The organism is Frateuria sp. GZRR35, from assembly GCF_051900415.1.
Lineage (GTDB): Bacteria > Pseudomonadota > Gammaproteobacteria > Xanthomonadales > Rhodanobacteraceae > Frateuria_A.
The window spans coordinates 37,010-54,019 of the sequence record NZ_JBHZGL010000014.1; the positions used below are offsets into that span (position 1 = coordinate 37,010).

The 17,010-nt window shown below is 68.8% G+C and carries 18 protein-coding genes; 11 read left to right on the plus strand and 7 right to left on the minus strand.

The features are described 5' to 3' along the window. Positions 1-207 precede the first annotated feature (207 nt). Positions 208-1,530 (minus strand): hemolysin family protein, encoded by a 1,323-nt coding sequence (locus ACFWZ3_RS14820; protein ID WP_439708453.1) that lies wholly within the window; start codon positions 1,528-1,530, stop codon positions 208-210. 166 nt (positions 1,531-1,696) lie between these two features. Between ACFWZ3_RS14820 and ACFWZ3_RS14825 the strand changes: the two genes are divergently transcribed. Beyond that, complete coding sequence (locus ACFWZ3_RS14825) at positions 1,697-2,326, plus strand: DUF47 domain-containing protein (RefSeq protein ID WP_439708454.1); 630 nt, start codon at positions 1,697-1,699, stop codon at positions 2,324-2,326. A gap of 11 nt (positions 2,327-2,337) precedes the next feature. Further along, positions 2,338-3,465: an inorganic phosphate transporter gene (locus ACFWZ3_RS14830; RefSeq protein ID WP_439708455.1), complete on the plus strand. Its 1,128-nt coding sequence runs from the start codon at positions 2,338-2,340 to the stop codon at positions 3,463-3,465. Positions 3,466-3,563: 98 nt separating this feature from the next. Here the strand turns inward: ACFWZ3_RS14830 and ACFWZ3_RS14835 are convergent, their stop codons facing one another. Continuing rightward, the gene (locus ACFWZ3_RS14835; protein ID WP_209616526.1) at positions 3,564-3,968 is read right to left on the minus strand and encodes a hypothetical protein; all 405 of its coding nucleotides are present in this window, start codon (positions 3,966-3,968) and stop codon (positions 3,564-3,566) included. A 63-nt stretch (positions 3,969-4,031) separates the two neighbouring features. Here ACFWZ3_RS14835 and ACFWZ3_RS14840 point away from each other — a divergent pair, with 63 nt between their 5' ends. The 3 genes from ACFWZ3_RS14840 to ACFWZ3_RS14850 all read left to right on the plus strand — a co-directional run bounded on the left by ACFWZ3_RS14840 (position 4,032) and on the right by ACFWZ3_RS14850 (position 6,675). Next, complete coding sequence (locus tag ACFWZ3_RS14840; protein ID WP_439708456.1) at positions 4,032-4,370, plus strand: MGMT family protein; 339 nt, start codon at positions 4,032-4,034, stop codon at positions 4,368-4,370. Positions 4,371-4,521: 151 nt separating this feature from the next. After that, positions 4,522-6,336 carry a DNA helicase RecQ gene (gene recQ, locus ACFWZ3_RS14845; protein ID WP_439708457.1) on the plus strand — a complete coding sequence of 605 codons (1,815 nt, stop codon included), beginning with the start codon at positions 4,522-4,524 and terminating at the stop codon, positions 6,334-6,336. 111 nt (positions 6,337-6,447) lie between these two features. Continuing rightward, a complete protein-coding gene (locus ACFWZ3_RS14850) occupies positions 6,448-6,675 on the plus strand; it encodes a hypothetical protein (RefSeq protein ID WP_439708458.1) in 228 nt (75 codons plus the stop codon). A 90-nt stretch (positions 6,676-6,765) separates the two neighbouring features. Here the strand turns inward: ACFWZ3_RS14850 and ACFWZ3_RS14855 are convergent, their stop codons facing one another. Then, entirely contained in the window at positions 6,766-7,086 is a 321-nt protein-coding gene (locus ACFWZ3_RS14855; RefSeq protein ID WP_439708459.1) for an MliC family protein, read from the minus strand. Between the two features lie 125 nt (positions 7,087-7,211). Between ACFWZ3_RS14855 and ACFWZ3_RS14860 the strand changes: the two genes are divergently transcribed. Both ACFWZ3_RS14860 and ACFWZ3_RS14865 read left to right on the plus strand, forming a co-directional pair. Beyond that, positions 7,212-7,736 (plus strand): FHA domain-containing protein, encoded by a 525-nt coding sequence (locus tag ACFWZ3_RS14860; RefSeq protein WP_439708460.1) that lies wholly within the window; start codon positions 7,212-7,214, stop codon positions 7,734-7,736. Further along, complete coding sequence (locus ACFWZ3_RS14865; protein ID WP_439708461.1) at positions 7,721-9,451, plus strand: protein kinase domain-containing protein; 1,731 nt, start codon at positions 7,721-7,723, stop codon at positions 9,449-9,451. Before ACFWZ3_RS14860 ends, ACFWZ3_RS14865 begins: the two co-directional genes overlap by 16 nt. Before the next feature lie 114 nt (positions 9,452-9,565). On the opposite strand, the gene ACFWZ3_RS14870 is transcribed toward ACFWZ3_RS14865, so the two are convergent. From ACFWZ3_RS14870 to ACFWZ3_RS14885, 4 genes are all read right to left on the minus strand, one after another. Further along, positions 9,566-10,498, minus strand: coding sequence for a LysM peptidoglycan-binding domain-containing protein (locus tag ACFWZ3_RS14870; protein WP_439708462.1), 933 nt, complete (start codon positions 10,496-10,498; stop codon positions 9,566-9,568). An 8-nt stretch (positions 10,499-10,506) separates the two neighbouring features. Continuing rightward, positions 10,507-11,355: a PP2C family protein-serine/threonine phosphatase gene (locus tag ACFWZ3_RS14875; protein WP_439708463.1), complete on the minus strand. Its 849-nt coding sequence runs from the start codon at positions 11,353-11,355 to the stop codon at positions 10,507-10,509. 144 nt (positions 11,356-11,499) lie between these two features. Next, positions 11,500-11,922: a DNA polymerase III subunit chi gene (locus ACFWZ3_RS14880; RefSeq protein WP_439708464.1), complete on the minus strand. Its 423-nt coding sequence runs from the start codon at positions 11,920-11,922 to the stop codon at positions 11,500-11,502. A 61-nt stretch (positions 11,923-11,983) separates the two neighbouring features. Then, entirely contained in the window at positions 11,984-13,477 is a 1,494-nt protein-coding gene (locus ACFWZ3_RS14885; RefSeq protein WP_439708465.1) for a leucyl aminopeptidase, read from the minus strand. A gap of 103 nt (positions 13,478-13,580) precedes the next feature. Between ACFWZ3_RS14885 and lptF the strand changes: the two genes are divergently transcribed. Genes lptF through ACFWZ3_RS14905 form a run of 4 tightly spaced genes read left to right on the plus strand, consistent with a single transcriptional unit; the run spans position 13,581 to position 16,964 of the window. Beyond that, positions 13,581-14,693 (plus strand): LPS export ABC transporter permease LptF, encoded by a 1,113-nt coding sequence (gene lptF, locus ACFWZ3_RS14890; protein ID WP_439708466.1) that lies wholly within the window; start codon positions 13,581-13,583, stop codon positions 14,691-14,693. Then, positions 14,693-15,790, plus strand: coding sequence for an LPS export ABC transporter permease LptG (lptG, locus tag ACFWZ3_RS14895; RefSeq protein ID WP_439708467.1), 1,098 nt, complete (start codon positions 14,693-14,695; stop codon positions 15,788-15,790). The genes lptF and lptG overlap by 1 nt, the downstream gene beginning before the upstream one ends. A 41-nt stretch (positions 15,791-15,831) precedes the next feature. Continuing rightward, on the plus strand, positions 15,832-16,299 hold the full coding sequence (locus ACFWZ3_RS14900; RefSeq protein WP_439708468.1) for an OsmC family protein: 468 nt from the start codon (positions 15,832-15,834) through the stop codon (positions 16,297-16,299). Continuing rightward, complete coding sequence (locus tag ACFWZ3_RS14905) at positions 16,296-16,964, plus strand: HAD family hydrolase (RefSeq protein WP_439708469.1); 669 nt, start codon at positions 16,296-16,298, stop codon at positions 16,962-16,964. The genes ACFWZ3_RS14900 and ACFWZ3_RS14905 overlap by 4 nt, the downstream gene beginning before the upstream one ends. Positions 16,965-17,010: the final 46 nt, after the last annotated feature.

The following is a 17,010-nucleotide window of genomic DNA, read 5'->3' on the forward strand; positions in this document are numbered from 1 at the left end:
AGACATCTGCCCAAGACTAGCAAAGGCGGCGTTAAAGGCCGGACCACGCGAGGGGGAACGTGCGCGCTCCGCTTGCCCCGCCCGCCTGTCGGCACCTTGCCTCCGTAAAAGCAGGAAGGCTCACTCGGAAGGGATGCGTTAGCAATCCTTCCCCGTTCACGGGAGGGTGCCGGAGGGCGGATGGGCGAAGGCTTGCGAAAAAGCCGGCTACTGCTCGTCGTCCGCCGCCTCGATGCGCGGCGCGGGTGTCACCAGCAGCTTGTCGATGCGCGCGCCGTCCAGATCCACGACCTCGAAGCGGATGCCACGCCAGGCGAACACTTCGCCCACTTGCGGGATGTGGCCCAGCGCGGTCATCACCATGCCGGCGGCGGTGCGGAACTCGTGTTCCTCCTCGCCGGGCAGGCGCTCGACGTGCAGCAGTTCGCGCAGGTCCTCGGTGGAGAGCGAACCGTCGATCAACCAGCTGCCGTCCTCGCGCGGCACGATCGGCGGATGTTCCTCGTTGCCTCCGTGGCCGAGCTGGCTGGCGCCGACCACTGCCGCCAGCAGGTCGTTGAGCGTGACCAGCCCCTCGATGTCGCCGTACTCGTCCACCACCAGCGCCATCGGCGTCTCGGCATCGCGGAATTCTTCGAGCAGGTCCATCGCGCGCGCGGTGGCGGGAACGTACAGCGGCTTGGCCAACTGGCGGAACAGCTCAGGCGTGCCCCCGGTCATGCCGCCGATCAGGCTCTTGACCTCCAGCACGCCGAGCACGTCGCTCTCGTCCCCCTGGTACACCGGGTAGCGGGAGTAGGGGGTCTCGCGCATCACGCCGATATTTTCCTCGTGCGGGGCCGACTGATCCAGCCAGGCGATGCGCATGCGCGGGGTCATCACGCTGTCGACCGTGCGGTCGCCCAGGCGCAGCACGCGGTTGACCATGTTGTGCTCGTCGGCGTCGAGCACGCCCTGTTCGGCGCTTTCGGCGACCAGCAGGCGGATTTCCTCTTCGGTGACCCGACCGCTGCCCTGGTCATTCGCCCGCAGCAGCTTGAGCAGCAGCCCGCTGGAGCGGTTGAGCAGCCAGACGAACGGGCCGGTCAATCGCGACAGGAAAAGCATCGGCATGGCCACGAAGCCGGAAAGCCGTTCGGGCGCCGAGAGTGCCAGTCGCTTGGGCAACAACTCGCCGATCACGATCTGGATGTAGGAGATCACCACGAAACCGACGACGATGCCCAGGCCGTGGGCATAGGGCGCCAGCCAGGCCACCTGGCCGCCCTGGAGCAACTGGGCGAAGCGGTCGCCGAGCCGGTCGCCGGCCAGCGCACCGGTGACCAGCATCACCAGCGTGATGCCCACCTGCACGGTCGAGAGGAAGTGTTCGGGCGCCTCGGCATGGCGCAGCGCCACGCGGGCACGCCGGCTGCCCTGGGCCATCTGCTTGAGGCGACTCTTGCGCGAGGCGACCAGCGCCATTTCCGACAACGCAAAGAAGCCGTTGAAAACCGACAGAAGGATGACGAGCGCGATATCGGTCAGCATCGCGGCGGGTGACTTCGGGGTCGCATGGGTGCGCAGTGTACGGGATGGCCGGCAAGCCCGCAGCGGCGCGTGCATGGGTGGTGAAGGCGCCTTTTCTGACGTGGCCGGGGTGGCTCCTGTAACATGTCGCCGGTTTGAACCCACACTCCCGCTTCCAGGCACGCGCATGTTTTCACTGCAGACGATTTTCGGTAAGGGCGACAAGTTCTATGGCCTGCTCGAGCAGAGCGCCGAAGCCGCCCACGGCAGCGCCACGGCGCTGCATCAGATGCTCGCCAACAAGGAGCGGGCACCGGTGATGGCCGATTTCGCCGGCGCCCGTGCCCGCGAGAAGGCGCTTGCCGCCCAGATCAGCGAGGAGTTGGTCAATACGTTCGTCACTGCGCTGGATCGCGAAGACATCGAGGCGCTCAACTCGGCGCTCTACAAGATCCCCAAGACGGTGGAGAAGTTCGCCGAGCGCTACGCCATCGTGGGCGAGCGTGTGGCAGACGTGGATTTTGCCCAGCGCGCATGCGTGCTGGAGGAATCCACCGCGGTGGTCGGCGAGATGATCGGCGAGTTGCGCCGCGGCCTGCGCATCGACCCGGTCAGGAAGCTGCAGGATCGCCTGCAGGCGCTGGAGTCCGAGGGCGATCGCATGCTGCTGGCGCCGTATCGCTCGCTCTACGTCGAAGGCCACGACGCGATGAAGGCGATGCTCGCCAAGGACCTGTTCGAGCTGATCGAGAAGGCGATCGACAAGTGCCGCGACGTCGGCAACATCGTCTACTCGATCGTCCTGAAGAACTCCTAAGGCCTGCGCAGATGAGCCTAGGCCTGGTCTTCGCGGTGGTGCTGATCGCACTCGCCTTCACCTACATCAACGGTTTCCACGACACCGCCAACTCGATCGCCACGGTGGTGGCGACCAAGGTGCTGAGCCCCGGGCAAGCAGTGCTGCTGGCGGCGGTGACCAATCTGATCGGCGCGCTGTGGGGTACCGCGGTGGCCAAGACCATCGCCGCCGGCCTGATCGACACGCACGTGGTCGATGCCGGTCCCCAATTGCTGATCTGCGCGTTGCTGGCCGCCACGGTGTGGAACCTGATCACCTGGTGGCTGGGCCTGCCGTCCAGCTCCAGCCACGCGCTGGTCGGCGCGCTGGTCGGCGCGGCGATCGCGGCGGCGGGCGACAACTTCGGCGCGGTAATCTGGTCCGAGGGCGGTGCGCACTGGTGGGCCGGCAAGGGCGTGATCCCCAAGGTCGTGGTGCCGATGGTGATATCGCCATTGATGGGGTTCGTCATCGGCTTTGTACTGATGGGGGCGCTCTACGCACTGTTCGCCTGGCTGGCTAACCGCAAAGGCGGGTTGCAGCGGCTCGGTCGCACGCCGTTCGTCAACGCATTTTTCGGCAAGGCGCAGATCGTGTCGGCCAGCGCCATGGGCCTGGCGCACGGCATGAACGACGCGCAGAAGAGCATGGGCATCATCGCGCTCGCGCTGGCCGGCGGTACCGCCGCGGGCCAGCTCGACCACCTGCCGCACTGGCTTGGCTTCCTGCGCATCGCCGGTTCCGCCGAAGGCGGCTTCAACGTGCCGGCGTGGGTGGCGGTGGTGTGCGCGCTGACCATGGCGGCGGGTACCGCCGGCGGCGGCTGGCGCATCATCAAGACGCTCGGCCACAAGATGGTCAAGCTGCATCCGATCAACGGTTTCGCGGCCGAGGGCAGTTCGGCGGCCGTCATCCTCACCGCATCGGCGTTCGGCATCCCCGTGTCGACCACGCACAACGTGTCGGCGTCGATCATGGGCGTGGGCGCGGCCAAGCGTTTCAACGCGATCCGCTGGTCGGTGGTCGAGCGCATGGTGTGGGCGTGGATCCTGACGCTGCCGGTCACCGCGTTGCTGGCTTACGGGTTCGTGCGGCTGTTGCACGCCCTCGTCCACTGAGCGGAAGATCGCGCCGTAGGAGCCCGCTTGCGGGCGATGCTCTTCGTCCATGTGCCAAGAGCATCGCCCGCAAGCGGGCTCCTACCAAGAGCCTTCCGTCAGAAGCTGTCGCCACCGCTGGCGATGATCTGCTCGAGCTGATCCCCCAACAGGCCGAGCTCGCCGATCAGCCGCTCGAGCTCGCCGCTGTCGAGGAATTCGTAGGGTCGGTTCTCGCACAGGTGCAGGAAGGGCGAGCCATCCAGGTCCGCCACCGCGAGGAAGCCGGTGCGCTGTTCCCAGTTGAAGCGCAGGCAGCGGCGCGGATCGGTGCCGGCCAGCGGGCCGATCGGCGTGGACAGGCGCAGGTAGCGACGACCGCTTTCGTCCTCCAGCTCGGCCAGGTAGATGCCCTGGTGACGGCCCAGCGGTAGCGCCAGATCGAAGCTGATCAGGTAGGGGTCGTTCTGTCGCAGCGCGTACTGGCTGCCGACGTGGGAACGCACGGCTTCGAAATGGCGCATGGCGGACTCCTTGATGCGGTCCCGATGGTAACCTCCCGCCGCATCGTGCCCAAGTGACGAGCCATGCAGGAAAGCCACGCCCGCGTTTACGCCGCCATTGCCGCCATCCCGCGCGGCCGCGTCGCCAGCTACGGTGCGATCGCTGCCCGCGCAGGCCTGCCGGGACGCGCGCGGCTGGTCGGCAAGCTGTTGGGCGAGACGCCGGAAGGGATGGAGCTGCCGTGGTATCGCGTGCTGCGTGCGAGCGGCCAGGTGGCGTTGCCGCCGGGTAGCCGCGGCTTCCGTGAGCAGTGCCGCCTGCTGCGCGCCGAGGGCATCGAGGTGGTCAACGGCCGCGTGCCGCTGTCGCGCTTCGGGCTGGATGCGGACCTGGACCGCGCGCTGTGGGGCATCCCGATGTAGCGTGGGCTGAAGCCCACCGTCGCCGAACGGAGCGCTGGGCTGAGCTCCATCCGACAGGGCCCGAAACCTACAACTCCCATCCGGCTTTGCCTACCGCTCCCGGCGTGCGTCGCGGACGGGCGCGGAACGCCGCTTTGGTAGCATGTATCCGATGTCCTCCCGCGCCCTCGATCTCCTCCACAGCGTCTTCGGTTACGCCAGCTTCCGCGGCCAGCAACAGGCCATCGTGCACGCGGTGGCCGAAGGCGGCGACGCGCTGGTGCTGATGCCCACCGGTGGCGGCAAGTCGCTGTGCTACCAGATTCCCGCATTGCTGCGACCCGGCACCGCCATCGTCGTCTCGCCGCTGATCGCGCTGATGCAGGACCAGGTCGATGCCTTACGCGAGGCCGGCGTGGCCGCTGCGTACCTCAATTCCAGCCTGGAGGCCGAGGACCAGCGCGAGGTCGAGCGGCGGTTGCTCGCCGGTGGCCTGAAGCTGCTTTACGTGGCGCCGGAGCGGCTGCTCACGGCGCGCTTCCTGGGGTTGCTCGAACGGATCGACGTGGGGTTGTTCGCGATCGACGAGGCGCACTGTGTTTCGCAATGGGGTCACGACTTCCGCCCGGAATACCGCGAGCTGGCGGTGCTGGCCGAACGTTTCCCGCAGATCCCGCGTATTGCGCTCACCGCCACGGCGGACCCGCGCACGCGCGAGGAGATCGTCGAGCGCCTCGGCTTGGGCGGGGCGCACCAGTTCGTCTCCAGTTTCGACCGGCCGAACATCCGTTACCGCGTACAACTCAAGCACAACCCGCGCACGCAGCTGATGCACTTTCTCGATGGCCATCGCGGCGAGGCCGGCATCGTCTACGCGCTGAGCCGCAAGAAGGTCGACGATACCGCCGCCTGGCTGGCCGAGGCGGGCATCGAGGCGCTGCCGTACCACGCGGGCCTGGATGCCCGCACCCGCGCGGCCAACCAGCAGCGCTTCCTGCGCGAGGACGGCGTGGTAATGGTCGCCACGGTCGCCTTTGGCATGGGCATCGACAAGCCGGACGTGCGCTTTGTCGCGCACCTGGACCTGCCCCGTTCGATGGAGGGCTATTACCAGGAGACCGGCCGCGCCGGGCGTGACGGCCTGCCGGCCGAGGCACTGATGCTCTACGGCCTGTCCGACGTGGTCACGATGAGCCAGATGATCGCCCAGTCCGATTCGGCCGACGAGCGCAAGCGCATCGAGCGGCAGAAGCTCGAAGGCCTGCTCTCTTTCGCCGAGGCCACGCGCTGCCGGCGCGAGCTGCTGCTGGGCGCCTTCGGCGAGGACTTCCAGGGACCCTGCGGCCACTGCGACAACTGCCTGGAGCCGCCCAAGACCTGGGACGCCACCGTTCCCGCGCAGAAGGCGCTCTCCGCGGTCTACCGCAGCGGCCAGCGCTTCGGCGCCGGCCACGTGATCGACATCCTGCGTGGCATCGAAGGCGAGCGCATGCGCCAACTGGGACATGAGCGCCTGACCACCTTCGGCATCGGTGCCGACATGGACGAGAAGGGCTGGCGCTCGGTGTTCCGCCAGTTGCTCGCCGCGGGCCTGCTGGAAGCTGACGCCGAGGGCTACGGCACGCTGCGCCTCACGCCCGCCAGCCGGGCGGTGCTGACCGGCGGCCAGCCGGTGCTGCTGCGCGAGGACGCCCGCCCGGTGCGCAGTGCCCGTCGACGCCGTGACAGCCAACTCGTGACGGGTGCCAGCCTTGGCATCGAAGCCTACGAACAGCCGCTGTGGGATGCCCTGCGCGGGCTGCGCACCCGGCTGGCCAAGCAACAGGGCGTGCCGCCGTATGTGGTGTTCCACGACGCCACGCTGCTGGCCATGCTGCGCGCCATGCCCGCCAACGAAGACGAACTGGCGGAAGTCAGCGGCGTGGGCGAGGCCAAGCTCAAACGCTATGGGCGCGATTTCCTCGCGGTCATCAACGCGCCGGAATAGGGCGGCGCTGGAGCTGTAGGCCCAGGCCTACAGTGCGCCGCGCAAGCGGCCTCTACGCCAAATTCACGCGCTGGCGCACAGTTCGCCCGGTCTTTCCCCCGGAACTGCGCGATGGATACCTTGATCTCGCTGGTCGAGTGCGAAGGCGGCGCCTGGAATATCTGCCGTGATTCCGTTGCCCTGTACGGCCAGTTGCGGCTTGGTCCCGCGATCACGCTGGCCAGGCAGCTGGCCCGCGACGAACACGGCCGCACCGGCAGCGACGTCTCGGTGGTGCTCACCGGGTTGCAGGACGGCATCCGGCTGGCCCACTACGGGACCGAGCACGCGGCCGCCTGAGTCGCGGCTGCCCGGCCGGCAGCTCCACGGTCGGACGGCAGAGGGTCGAATCCGGTGTCCACCCGCCGGTATCGCCCACATTTCAGTGGCTTACCGCGCCTGGCAGGCTACGCCAGGCGCTGACGCCACTGTTTCGCCGGGCCGTAGCGGCGCCAGCCAGGCGTCGTGCAGACCCTTGGTCCACCACTGCCAGCCCTCGCCCACATAGCGCGCCCCGCTCGCCGACCTGGCGACCGTGAGCCGGTAGGGAATTCCGTCGATCACCAGCAGGGCGCGGTCGACGTCTCGGTAAGTGGCCTTTACCGCGCGACCGTCGCTGCACTGGTAAGCGACGTCGGTACTGGACCGAACCGGCTGGTAGGCAGCCGGCAGAAGGGCGGCCAGGGCCAGCAGAAGGCGGGAAGGGTGCATCGGCTTCTCCTTCGCTTTGTGAACACGGTCGCGCCCCGGGGGTGTAAAGATGCGGCGCGCTCGTCCCCATGCCTTGATGACAGACGCTTGGTTATAGTGCGCGGATATCCCACCGAGGCATATCGATGGACAGCCCTGGCCAGACTCCCGTTCTTTCCCCCTCCAAGCGATCGTCCGGACCGCAGGGAACCCGGCTGTTCTCCGCCGAGGAACTGCGCCAGGTCGCCCGGGAAGCCGCCCCCGTCCTGCTCGGACGCGCCAGCGCTGCCGCGCCGGTTCTGGAGGGTGCCACCGGCGCGCTCCAGGGCCAGCGGATATCCCTGCGCTCGGGCCGCCAGACGATCGGCCGGCGCGGCGACAACGACATCGTGCTGGACGATTTGAGCGTCTCGGCCTCGCACGCGTGGATCATGAACCAGCAGAACCACTACGTGGTCATGAACACCCTTTCGACCAACGGCACGTTCGTCAACGGCAAGCGCGTCCACGAAGCGACCCTGCGGCACGGCGATCGCCTCCGCTTCGGCCAGGTGGAGTTCACCTTCCTCACCCGCGAGCGCGGTGCCGGTGCTGCAGCCCGGCACGGCTGGGTGGCGCTCGGCGCGGCGGCGCTGGTGGCGATGGGAGTGGCGGCATGGTGGCTGGTCTGACTCCAGCCACGGAGGAGCGCGCGATCCCGCCGACGGTGGGACGCTACCGCATCGAGGGCGTGCTCGGCGCGGGCGCCATGGCAGTCGTCTACGCCGGTTTCGATCCGGAGATCCAGCGCCAGGTCGCCATCAAGTGCCTGCGCAATGCCGTGGCAGCGGACCCGGCCTATCGGGCGCGCTTCGTCACCGAGGCTCGTGCGGTGGGCCACCTGACCCATCCGCACATCGTCACCCTGTTCGACGTGGGCGAGATGGATGACGGCCGGCCCTACATCGCGATGGAACGCCTCTCCGGCGACACCCTCGCCAGCCGCGTGGCGCGTGAGGGTTTTCCTGCGTTGCCGGTGATTCTCGGGCTGGTCGAGCAGATCGCCGGCGCGCTCGATTATGCGCATGCCCAGGGCGTCATCCACCAGGACATCAAGCCGGAGAACATCATGCTCTCCGACGGCTGGCAGCACGCCAAGGTGAGCGACTTTGGCATCGCCGAGCGGCGCGACCCGCGCAGCACCGGCGCGCCCCGGCGCGAGGTCGGCGGTACGCCCGCCTTCATGGCGCCCGAACACCTGCAGGGCGAACGCACCGATGCGCGCAGCGACCTGTTCTCGCTGGGCGTGGTGTTGTTCTGGTTGCTCAGCGGCAAGCTGCCGTGGGAGGAAACCGGCGACGTCCGGCGCCTGCTGGCCGAGCGCCAGCGTGTGCCGCAGCCGGCGCTGCAGCCGCGCGATCCGTTCACGCCCTCGATCCTGCTCGACATCGTGCAGACCCTGCTCGCGCCCGCGCCGCAGGATCGTTACCAGCGCGGCGCCGAGTTGATCGACGACCTGCGCCTGGCCCTGCGCGAATACGAGCGCCTGCACGAAAAGCCGATCGCCACGCGGCTGATCTCGCTGCGCCTGCGCTGGGCAGGCATTCTTGCCTCGGTGCTGAGCCTGACGCTGCTCATCGGCCTGGCGGCGATCTATGCGCGCCAGAACACGGCGGTTACCGGCCTGGCGCAGGACTACGGGCGTTCGCTCGGCCGCATGGTCGCCAGCGAGGCGGCAGAGAACCTGCTGCTGGACGACCGCGCCGCCACGCGCGCGCTGGTGCAGGACATCGCGCGCAACAAGCAGATCTACTACCTGGCCGTGGCCAACCGCTACGGCGAGGTGATCGCGAGCACCCGCGACGACGAGCAGGGGAAGCCGCTGCCGTTGCGGACCAACGAGGCATTCCTGCCGGGCGCGGGCGACATCGCCAGTTACCGGGTGCGGTTGCCCGATGGCGAGGATTCGGGCGAGATGCTGGTGTTCGACGTGCCGGTCAACTACCAGACCGCGCAGGTCGGCCAGTTGCGCCTGGGGATCAGCGATGCTCCCTTGCGAGCCGCGCAGAAGACCACGCTCAAGGCCATCGTCGCGGTCCTGCTGGTGACCCTGGCGGCGGTGACCGGTGCTGCTTACTGGTTGTTCCGTCGCCTGCTCGGCCTGCTGGATGTGCTCGGCGAGGCGCTGCTGCGGGTCGGCCGCGGCGATTTCGGCCACCGCATACGGCTGGTGCGCCATGACGAACTGGGGCGGTTGTTCACCGCCTTCAACCTGATGTGCAACGCCCTGCAGGCGCGCGAGCGACGGCCGCGCCGGCCCACCGCCAAGCCGACCGCACCGCTGGAACTGCCCACCCGCATCCTGCCCACGGCGGAGACGGTTCAGGACAGGGCGTCGCGGGACTAGCGCGGGAGGCCCGCCGTACGACGGGCGGGCTCGAAGGGACCTGGCGCGTCCCTTGACCGGACGCGGCCTGCCCTCTTCAGGAGCAGGCGAGCTGGCGGATGGGTTCCCGCCGCCTCAGAACTGCTTCAACCGCTGCTTGAGCTCGAGCGCCCGTGTGCGATACACCGTGGCCGGCTCGAAATCCGGTTCGATCGCCAGCACGCGATTCCACAGCGAAATGGCCTGGTCCAACTGCTGATCGCGGTAGAGCACGATCGCGCGCTGGTGGTAGACCGACACCAGTTGCTTGCGCAGCGCCCTGGCATCCGCATCCGAAGGAGGCAGCTGCGGGTCGACATCCAGGGCCTGGTCCATCCGTTCCAGCGCCTCGCTGCGCTGACCCTTGTGCAGCAGCGCGAGGCTTTCATTCTGCAGGCGACGCGCCTTGGCCACGCCCGAATCGCCGGCGGCAGGCGTCTCCGGGGCGGTATCACCCGGGGACTGCGCCGGGCCTTCCGGCCGCGAGCCGGCGGCCAGGCGTGAGGCGGGCATGCGCAGCGTCTGGCCCACGCGCAACATCGAGGGGTCGGTCGAATCGTTGTAGCGGGCCAGGATCAGGAACCGCGCGCCGTCGCCCAGGAAGCGTGCGGCCAACGTGCTGTAGGAGTCGCCCGGGCGCACCACGTAGGGGCGCGAGGCATGGCCCAGCGCCTCCTGCGGGTCGACCGTGAGCTGGCGCAGCATCGCCTGCGCGGCAGGGTCGCCCGGGTTTGCCTCCAGATAGCGGCGCAGTTGCCGCTCGCCCTCGGCATAGTGGCCCGACTGCAACTGGCGGTTGATGATCGACGCGAGCGAGGGCGGCGGCGCCTCGTCCGCCGGGGCCGGCGCCGGTGCCGACGCTCGGGCGGGTGTCACCGTGACTGTCGGTTTGCGGTGGCCGGTCATGCGCGCCTTCAATTGCTGCAGTTGGGCACAGCCGCCCAGACCGACGGCCAACAGGCCGACCAGCACCAGTAGTCCCAGTCGCGGGCCCTGCGCGACAAGGCGCGTGTCTTGCGAGTTCTGCACCGATTTCCTCATACCTGTCCGATACCCGTGTCGCCTGCCATGCGATGGCGGGCGAGTCGCTTCCACAGCCGGCGGCCGTGGGCGCGCAACCAGTGGGCCCAGCCTATCCGGGCAAAGATCAAGGAGACATTGTCGCCATCCGCGCCGCCACGCTCTATCGCCCGGGACAGCGCTTCCTTGAGCGCGTGGCGCAAGTTGCTCCGGCGGGCGAACCGGCCGAGTTCCTCGGTCGAGAGCCGCTCCCACACGCCATCGCTGCACAGCACATAGGACTGGCCCGGACGCAATGAAGCGAAGCCGTGCTCGACCTGGGGCGGCTGTGGCCCGCCGAGCCCACGCAGCAGCATGTGCTGGTCGATGTCCTTGCCCATCGCCTCGGCCGCGAGCTCGCCGCGGGCGACTTTCAACTGCGCCACGCTGTGATCCTCGGTGCGTCCGAGGCAGCGCCCACGCTGGAAGCGGTAAAGCCGGCTGTCGCCGACGTGCGCCCAACAGGCGCGCCGCCCGCGAACCAGCAGCGCGACCACCGTCGAGTGTGGCTCGGCGCCCACCAGCCCTTCGCCGCGGCGCCGCAACTCCGCGTGCGCTGACTGGCACAGCGCTTCGAGAAACAGGGGGCCGGGCTGCGCGCGCCACAGGCCTTGCTGCCACAAGCGGCGGGTAATCTCGATCACGCCGGCGGAGGCCAGTTCGCCGGCGCCGTCACCACCCATGCCGTCGGCCAGGACCAGCAGCCGCGCATCGGTGGCCGGATCGTGCAGGCAGATGCAGGCATCCTGCTGCGTGGCGCGCCCGCCGCGCGCGCGGCCAGCCGCGACCGCCGGCACTGCCTGGGCTTCCTCGATCCCCTGATCCATCGTCCGGCCCCCTGCCCGAAGATGCCAAGAGCATAGCGCCTGGATCGCAGCCGTGCCGATGCAGCGAGCGCAGGGAAAAGAGCGCGCCCGGTGCCCTGACCGACACCCAGGGCTCACCCGGGAGATCCGGCGTTGCCGTTCGCGCTACATGTCGAACTTGGCGAGCTCGAAGCCCCGTTGCTGGTATTCGCGCCAGCGATCGCGCGAACCGGTGCGTTCGGCCGGGTCGGCCGCCACCACTTCGAGCACGCGATCGAAGTGGCCGGCCGGGCAGGTCTCGCGCAGGTTTATCAGCAGCGGGCGGTCGGCGGTATCGATGCCCGGCGGCACGATCAGCACCGCGGTGTGCGCGTCATCCTCGTCACCGGCGAGCTGGTGCGGGATGTAGGCATCACTGTCGAAATCCCACAGCAGCTCGTCCACCGCCTCGGCCTGCTCGAAATCGCGGGTGAGGATCAGCGTCGGCTGCTGCGCGGCGTAGGCGCGACGCGCCAACTCGCATACCAGCAGCAGCGGCTGTTCGCGAAAGCGCGGCTTGTCGATCAGGTAGAAGTCGGCGCGGGGCATGGTCGACTCGGCAGGAGGAAGGGAGCACCGGCGCCGCACGCGCGGCGCCGGTGCACGGCGATCAGCCGGCGCGGTCGATCAGCCACTGGGCCAGCAGCGGCACCGGGCGGCCGGTGGCCAGGCCTTTGCGGCCCTCGTCCCAGGCGGTGCCGGCGATGTCCAGATGCGCCCATCGCTGGCCTTCGGTGAAACGCGAGAGGAAGCAGGCCGCGGTGATCGCGCCGGCGCTCTTGCCCCCGATGTTGGCTACGTCGGCGAAGCCCGATTCGAGCTGCACCTGGTAGTCGTCCCACAGCGGCAGGCGCCAGGCGCGGTCGAGCGTGTTTTCGCCCGCGTCCAGTAGTTCGGCGGCCAGGTCGTCGTGCTTGCTCATCAGACCGGTGGCGTGCTTGCCCAGCGCCACGACACAGGCACCGGTGAGCGTGGCGGCATCGACGATCGCCTTGGGCTGGTAGGTCTGCGCGGTCCAGGTCAGCGCGTCGCACAGGATCAGGCGGCCCTCGGCGTCGGTGTTGAGCACCTCGATGGTCAGGCCCGACAGGCTGGTGAGCACGTCGCTGGGGCGGTAGCTGTCGCCGTCGGGCATGTTCTCGGCCGAGGGCACCACGCAGACCAGGTTGAGCTTGAGCTTCATCTTGACCGCGGCGACGAACGCGCCGAGCACGCCGGCCGCGCCGCCCATGTCGAACTTCATCTCTTCCATGCCCGCGCCGGGCTTGAGGCTCAGGCCGCCCGAATCGAAGGTGATGCCCTTGCCGACGAAGGCGTAGGGCTTGTCGCCCTCGGCGCCGCCCTTGTATTCCAGCGCGACCAGGCGTGGCTTGTTGGCCGAGCCGCGGCCGACCGCCAGCAGCGAGCCGAAGCCGAGCTTGTCCATCTCCTCGTGGTCGAGCACGCGGCAGCTGACGCCTTCGTTGCCCTCGGCGAAGGCCTGCGCCCGCGAGGCGATGTAGACCGGGGTGCAGATGTTCGGCGGCAGGTTGGCCAGCTCGCGGGCGAAGCGCACGCCGTCGGCGATCGCCGTGGCCTGGTCGAGGCCGGACTTCGCCTCGTCGCCGGCGGCGAAGGCGACCGACTTCAGCTCCGGCTGCGCGCTCTTCTCGCGCGGCTTGAAGGTAGCGGTGTAGCGGTAGGCCGCGTGGTCGGCGGCCAGCGCCGCGGTGCGCACGCGCCAGGCGGCATCCCGGCCGGGCACGTCCACTTCGGTAAGGAAGGACACGGCCGAATCGACGGGCAGCTTGCCCAACGCGCGGATGGCTTCGAGGGCGACCTTCTGGAAGCGCGCCGCATCGAAACTCTTCTGTGCGCCCAGGCCCACCACCAGCACGCGGCGGGCCGCGATGCCGGCCGGTGCGAACAGCACGCTGACGCTGCCGGCCTTGCCGTTGACGTCGCCGCTTTCGACCTGGCGCTTGATCGCGCCCTCGGCCGCGCCATCCACGCGCGCGGCCGCGCTGGTGAGCAAGCCGTTCTCGTAGACACCCACCACCAGGCAGGGGGTGTCGACGGTTTCGGGCGAGGTGCTGGCGGCGACCAGACTGAACTGAAGCGTCATCGGGAGGGGTCCTGCGAAGTAAGAAAGAGTGCGAACCGTTAGACTTGGCGGTCAGAGCATCCCTAAGCGCCGGCCTGCGGTGCGAGACCTTCAATCCTATCGCATGCTGAGCATCCTCGACCGATACTTCCTGCGCGAGCTGGCCCAGACCGTGGCGGCCACGACCATCGTGCTGGTCGCGATCATCACCGGCACGACGTTCGCCAAGGTCCTGCAACAGGTTGCCGGCGGCAGCTTCCCGGCCAGCGTGATGTTCCCGGTGCTGGGCCTGCGCACGCTGGACGGATTGACCAACCTGCTGCCGCTGGCCGGCTTCCTCGGCGTGATGATGGCGCTGGGCCGCATGTACCGCGAAAGCGAGATGCACGTGCTTGCCTCCTCCGGCATGGGGCCGGGCGGCCTGCTCAAGCCGGTGGCAATCCTGGCCGGCATCATCGTGCTGATCACTGGCGTGGTGTCGCTTTGGCTGGGCCCGTGGGCGGTGCGCACCGCCGATGCGCTGGTGGCCGAGGCCAACCGCTCGGTGATCGCCGCGGGGCTGGATGCCGGCCGCTTCACCGAGCTGCCGGGCAAGGGCGGCATCATCTTCGTCGATCGCTTGAGCCGCGACGGCAGCGTGCTTGGCAAGACCTTCGTCGCCACCGAAAGCACGGACAGCGAGGGCGTCCGCCAGCTCAAGGTGGTCACTGCCGCGGGCGGGCAGCTGTACCAGGAGAGCAACGGCGAAGGCCGCTTCATGGCGCTTCGCGACGGCTGGCAATACAAGATCCCGCTCGGCCGCGACGACTGGTGGCGCATGCAGTACGCGCGCAACGACGTGGCGCTTTCCGACGTGAAGGCCGACGAGGAAGAAGATCCGGCCCACTCGCAGGGCACCTGGGCGCTGGCTACTTCGCCTTCGCCCGACGCGCGAGCCGAGTTCGCCTGGCGCATCCACGCGCCGCCGATGGCATTCGTGCTGCTGATGCTGGCGCTGCCGCTGTCGCGGCAAAGCCCGCGCGAGCCGCGCTACGGGCGCATCCTGCTGGCCCTGCTGGGTTTCTACTTCTACTACCTGTTGCTGGCGCTGGGCCGCGCGCAGATCGGCAAGGGCCACTGGGCCAACTCGCTGCCGCTGCTGCTGGTGCACCTGTTGGCGCTGGCGCTGGCGGGTTGGCTGTTCTGGAAACAGCACGCGCCGCGCAAGCTGCGCGGGCCACGCAAGGCGGTGTGGTGATGGGCCTGACGATCAAGCGGGTCGACCGGCTGGTCGGCCTCACCGTGCTGGGCTCGCTGCTGACCACCTGGCTGGTGCTGACCGGCTTCGACGTGGTCACCCAGTTGCTGCGCCAGCTCGGCTACGTCGGCCGCAACGCCTACACCACGTTCGACGCGATCAGCTTCGTGCTGGTGACCGTGCCGCGGCGTCTGTATGAGTACTTCATCTTCGCCGCGGTGATCGGTGGTTTGATGGGGCTGGGCAGCCTGGCCGGCAACGGCGAGCTGACCGCGCTGCGCGCCGCCGGCATGTCGCGCCTGCGCATCGCCGCCTCGGCGGCCGGCGTGGTGGCGGTGCTGATCGTGGGCGTGACCATCCTGGGCGAGACGGCGGCCCCCTGGGGCGACCAGAAGGCGCAGGTCATCCAGCTGCGCATGAAGGCCAACCACCTGGGCCTGTCCGGCACCACCGGACTGTGGGCACGCGATGGCAACCGCATCGTCAACGCCAAGGCCACGCTGATCAAACAGGTGCAGGGCCACAACGTGGTGCAACTGGCCGACGTGCGCGTGTTCACGCTTACCCCGGACGGCCAGATCGACCGTTTCGACTGGGCGCAGTCGGCGCAGAACGATGGGCGCGAGTGGACCCTCAAGGGCGTGCGCACCACCACGCTCGATGCCGGCGGCACACACACCACCCGCCATGCCAGCGAACACTGGGATACGCAGCTCAATCCGCGCGTGCTCGAGCAATCGGTGACCCAGCCGCAGTACCTGCCGATGCGCGACCTCTACCGCAACATGAGCTATCTGGAGCGCAACGGCCAGAACCCGGGCGTCTATGCAGTGACATTCTGGGGTCGCGTGCTCTATCCGCTCAACACGCTCGTGCTGGTGCTGTGCGCCATGCCGTTCGCCTTCGGCGCGCTTCGCTCCGGCGGCCTGGGCAAGCGCATCTTCGTGGGCATACTGCTGGCGATCGGCTGGTACTTCCTGCAGAAGGCGCTGGTCAACTTCGCCACCATCTACGGCGTGCCGCCGCTGCCGGCCAACCTGCTGCCCGCGGTGGTGCTTGGGTTGGGCGCATGGCTGTACTTCCGCAAGCGGAGCTGATGTTCCTGCAGTGGGGCGGTTTGGACCAAGGGAAAACGCGTATGAGCAAACACATCGCCGAACTGACCTGGGTCCGCGAGGACCAGTCCTTCCTCGACAACCGCTACAGCCGGCGTCACATGGTGCGTTTCGATGGCGGCGAGCAACTGCCGATGTCCTCCTCGCCGGACGTGGTGCCGGCACCCATGTCCGATCCCTCGGCGGTGGACCCGGAGGAGGCCTTCGTCGCCTCGCTGGCAAGCTGCCACATGCTGTGGTTCCTCAGCCTGGCCGCGCGCCGGGGCTTTCGCGTGGACAGCTACCGCGACGCGGCGACCGGCACGATGGGACGCGACGGGCAAGGCCGTACCGTCATGCGCGAGGTGCTGTTGCGCCCGCGCGTGGATTTTTCCGGCGATGACCCGCCCAGCCGCGAGCAGGTCGAGCAACTGCATCGCCAGGCGCACGAAACCTGTTTCCTGGCCAACTCGGTGCGCTGCGACGTGCGCTGCGAACCAGCGTTCGAGTGAACGTTCCACCCGGCCTGGTGATCTTCGACTGCGACGGCGTGCTGGTCGACAGCGAGCCAATCGCCAACCGCGTGTTTGCGCGGATGCTTGCCGAGCAAGGACTGGTTTTCGACGACAGGCAGATGGACGAGCTGTTCCTCGGCCGCACCATGGCGCATTGCCTGGCGCTGGTAGCCGACCGGCTCGGCCGCGCCTTGCCCGACGACTTCGAAGCCAGGCACGACCGGCGTCTGTTCGACGCACTGGCGGCGGAGCTTGCGCCGGTGCCGGGCGTGGTGCAGGTCCTCGATGGCTTGGCGCTGCCGTTCTGCGTGGCCTCCAACGGTGGCCCCGACAAGGTGCGCTTCAGCCTGGAGCGGGTCGGCCTGTTGCCGCGTTTCGAAGGTCGCCTGTTCAGCGCGGCCCAGGTGGCGCGCGGTAAGCCGGCACCGGACCTGTTCCTGCACGCCGCCCGCTGCATGGACGTTGCGCCCGCGGCCTGCGTGGTGGTGGAGGATTCACCGGCCGGTGTTGCTGGCGGCGTAGCGGCGGGCATGAGGGTGCTCGGCTTCGCGTCCCATACGCCGGCGGCGCGCCTGCGTGACGCGGGCGCGCACGACCTGTTCACCGCCATGGACGAACTGCCGACCCTTTTGGCGCAACTGGCGGCTACCGAGCCCTTGTAGGAGCGCACCAGTACGCCACCGCCATCCACCCGGTCGCGCGCAGAGG

Excerpts from the sequence above, each read along its gene's own strand:
- ACFWZ3_RS14860 (WP_439708460.1), top strand. The coding sequence starts at position 7,212 with ATGGACAGCCCTGGCCAGACTCCCGTTCTTTCCCCCTCCAAGCGATCG.
- recQ (WP_439708457.1), top strand. The coding sequence starts at position 4,522 with ATGTCCTCCCGCGCCCTCGATCTCCTCCACAGCGTCTTCGGTTACGCC.
- lptG (WP_439708467.1), top strand. The coding sequence starts at position 14,693 with ATGGGCCTGACGATCAAGCGGGTCGACCGGCTGGTCGGCCTCACCGTG.
- ACFWZ3_RS14885 (WP_439708465.1), bottom strand. The coding sequence starts at position 13,477 with ATGACGCTTCAGTTCAGTCTGGTCGCCGCCAGCACCTCGCCCGAAACC.
- ACFWZ3_RS14830 (WP_439708455.1), top strand. The coding sequence starts at position 2,338 with ATGAGCCTAGGCCTGGTCTTCGCGGTGGTGCTGATCGCACTCGCCTTC.
- ACFWZ3_RS14880 (WP_439708464.1), bottom strand. The coding sequence starts at position 11,922 with ATGCCCCGCGCCGACTTCTACCTGATCGACAAGCCGCGCTTTCGCGAA.
- ACFWZ3_RS14855 (WP_439708459.1), bottom strand. The coding sequence starts at position 7,086 with ATGCACCCTTCCCGCCTTCTGCTGGCCCTGGCCGCCCTTCTGCCGGCT.
- ACFWZ3_RS14835 (WP_209616526.1), bottom strand. The coding sequence starts at position 3,968 with ATGCGCCATTTCGAAGCCGTGCGTTCCCACGTCGGCAGCCAGTACGCG.
- ACFWZ3_RS14875 (WP_439708463.1), bottom strand. The coding sequence starts at position 11,355 with ATGGATCAGGGGATCGAGGAAGCCCAGGCAGTGCCGGCGGTCGCGGCT.
- ACFWZ3_RS14865 (WP_439708461.1), top strand. The coding sequence starts at position 7,721 with ATGGTGGCTGGTCTGACTCCAGCCACGGAGGAGCGCGCGATCCCGCCG.
- ACFWZ3_RS14850 (WP_439708458.1), top strand. The coding sequence starts at position 6,448 with ATGGATACCTTGATCTCGCTGGTCGAGTGCGAAGGCGGCGCCTGGAAT.
- ACFWZ3_RS14825 (WP_439708454.1), top strand. The coding sequence starts at position 1,697 with ATGTTTTCACTGCAGACGATTTTCGGTAAGGGCGACAAGTTCTATGGC.
- ACFWZ3_RS14820 (WP_439708453.1), bottom strand. The coding sequence starts at position 1,530 with ATGCTGACCGATATCGCGCTCGTCATCCTTCTGTCGGTTTTCAACGGC.
- ACFWZ3_RS14840 (WP_439708456.1), top strand. The coding sequence starts at position 4,032 with ATGCAGGAAAGCCACGCCCGCGTTTACGCCGCCATTGCCGCCATCCCG.
- lptF (WP_439708466.1), top strand. The coding sequence starts at position 13,581 with ATGCTGAGCATCCTCGACCGATACTTCCTGCGCGAGCTGGCCCAGACC.
- ACFWZ3_RS14900 (WP_439708468.1), top strand. The coding sequence starts at position 15,832 with ATGAGCAAACACATCGCCGAACTGACCTGGGTCCGCGAGGACCAGTCC.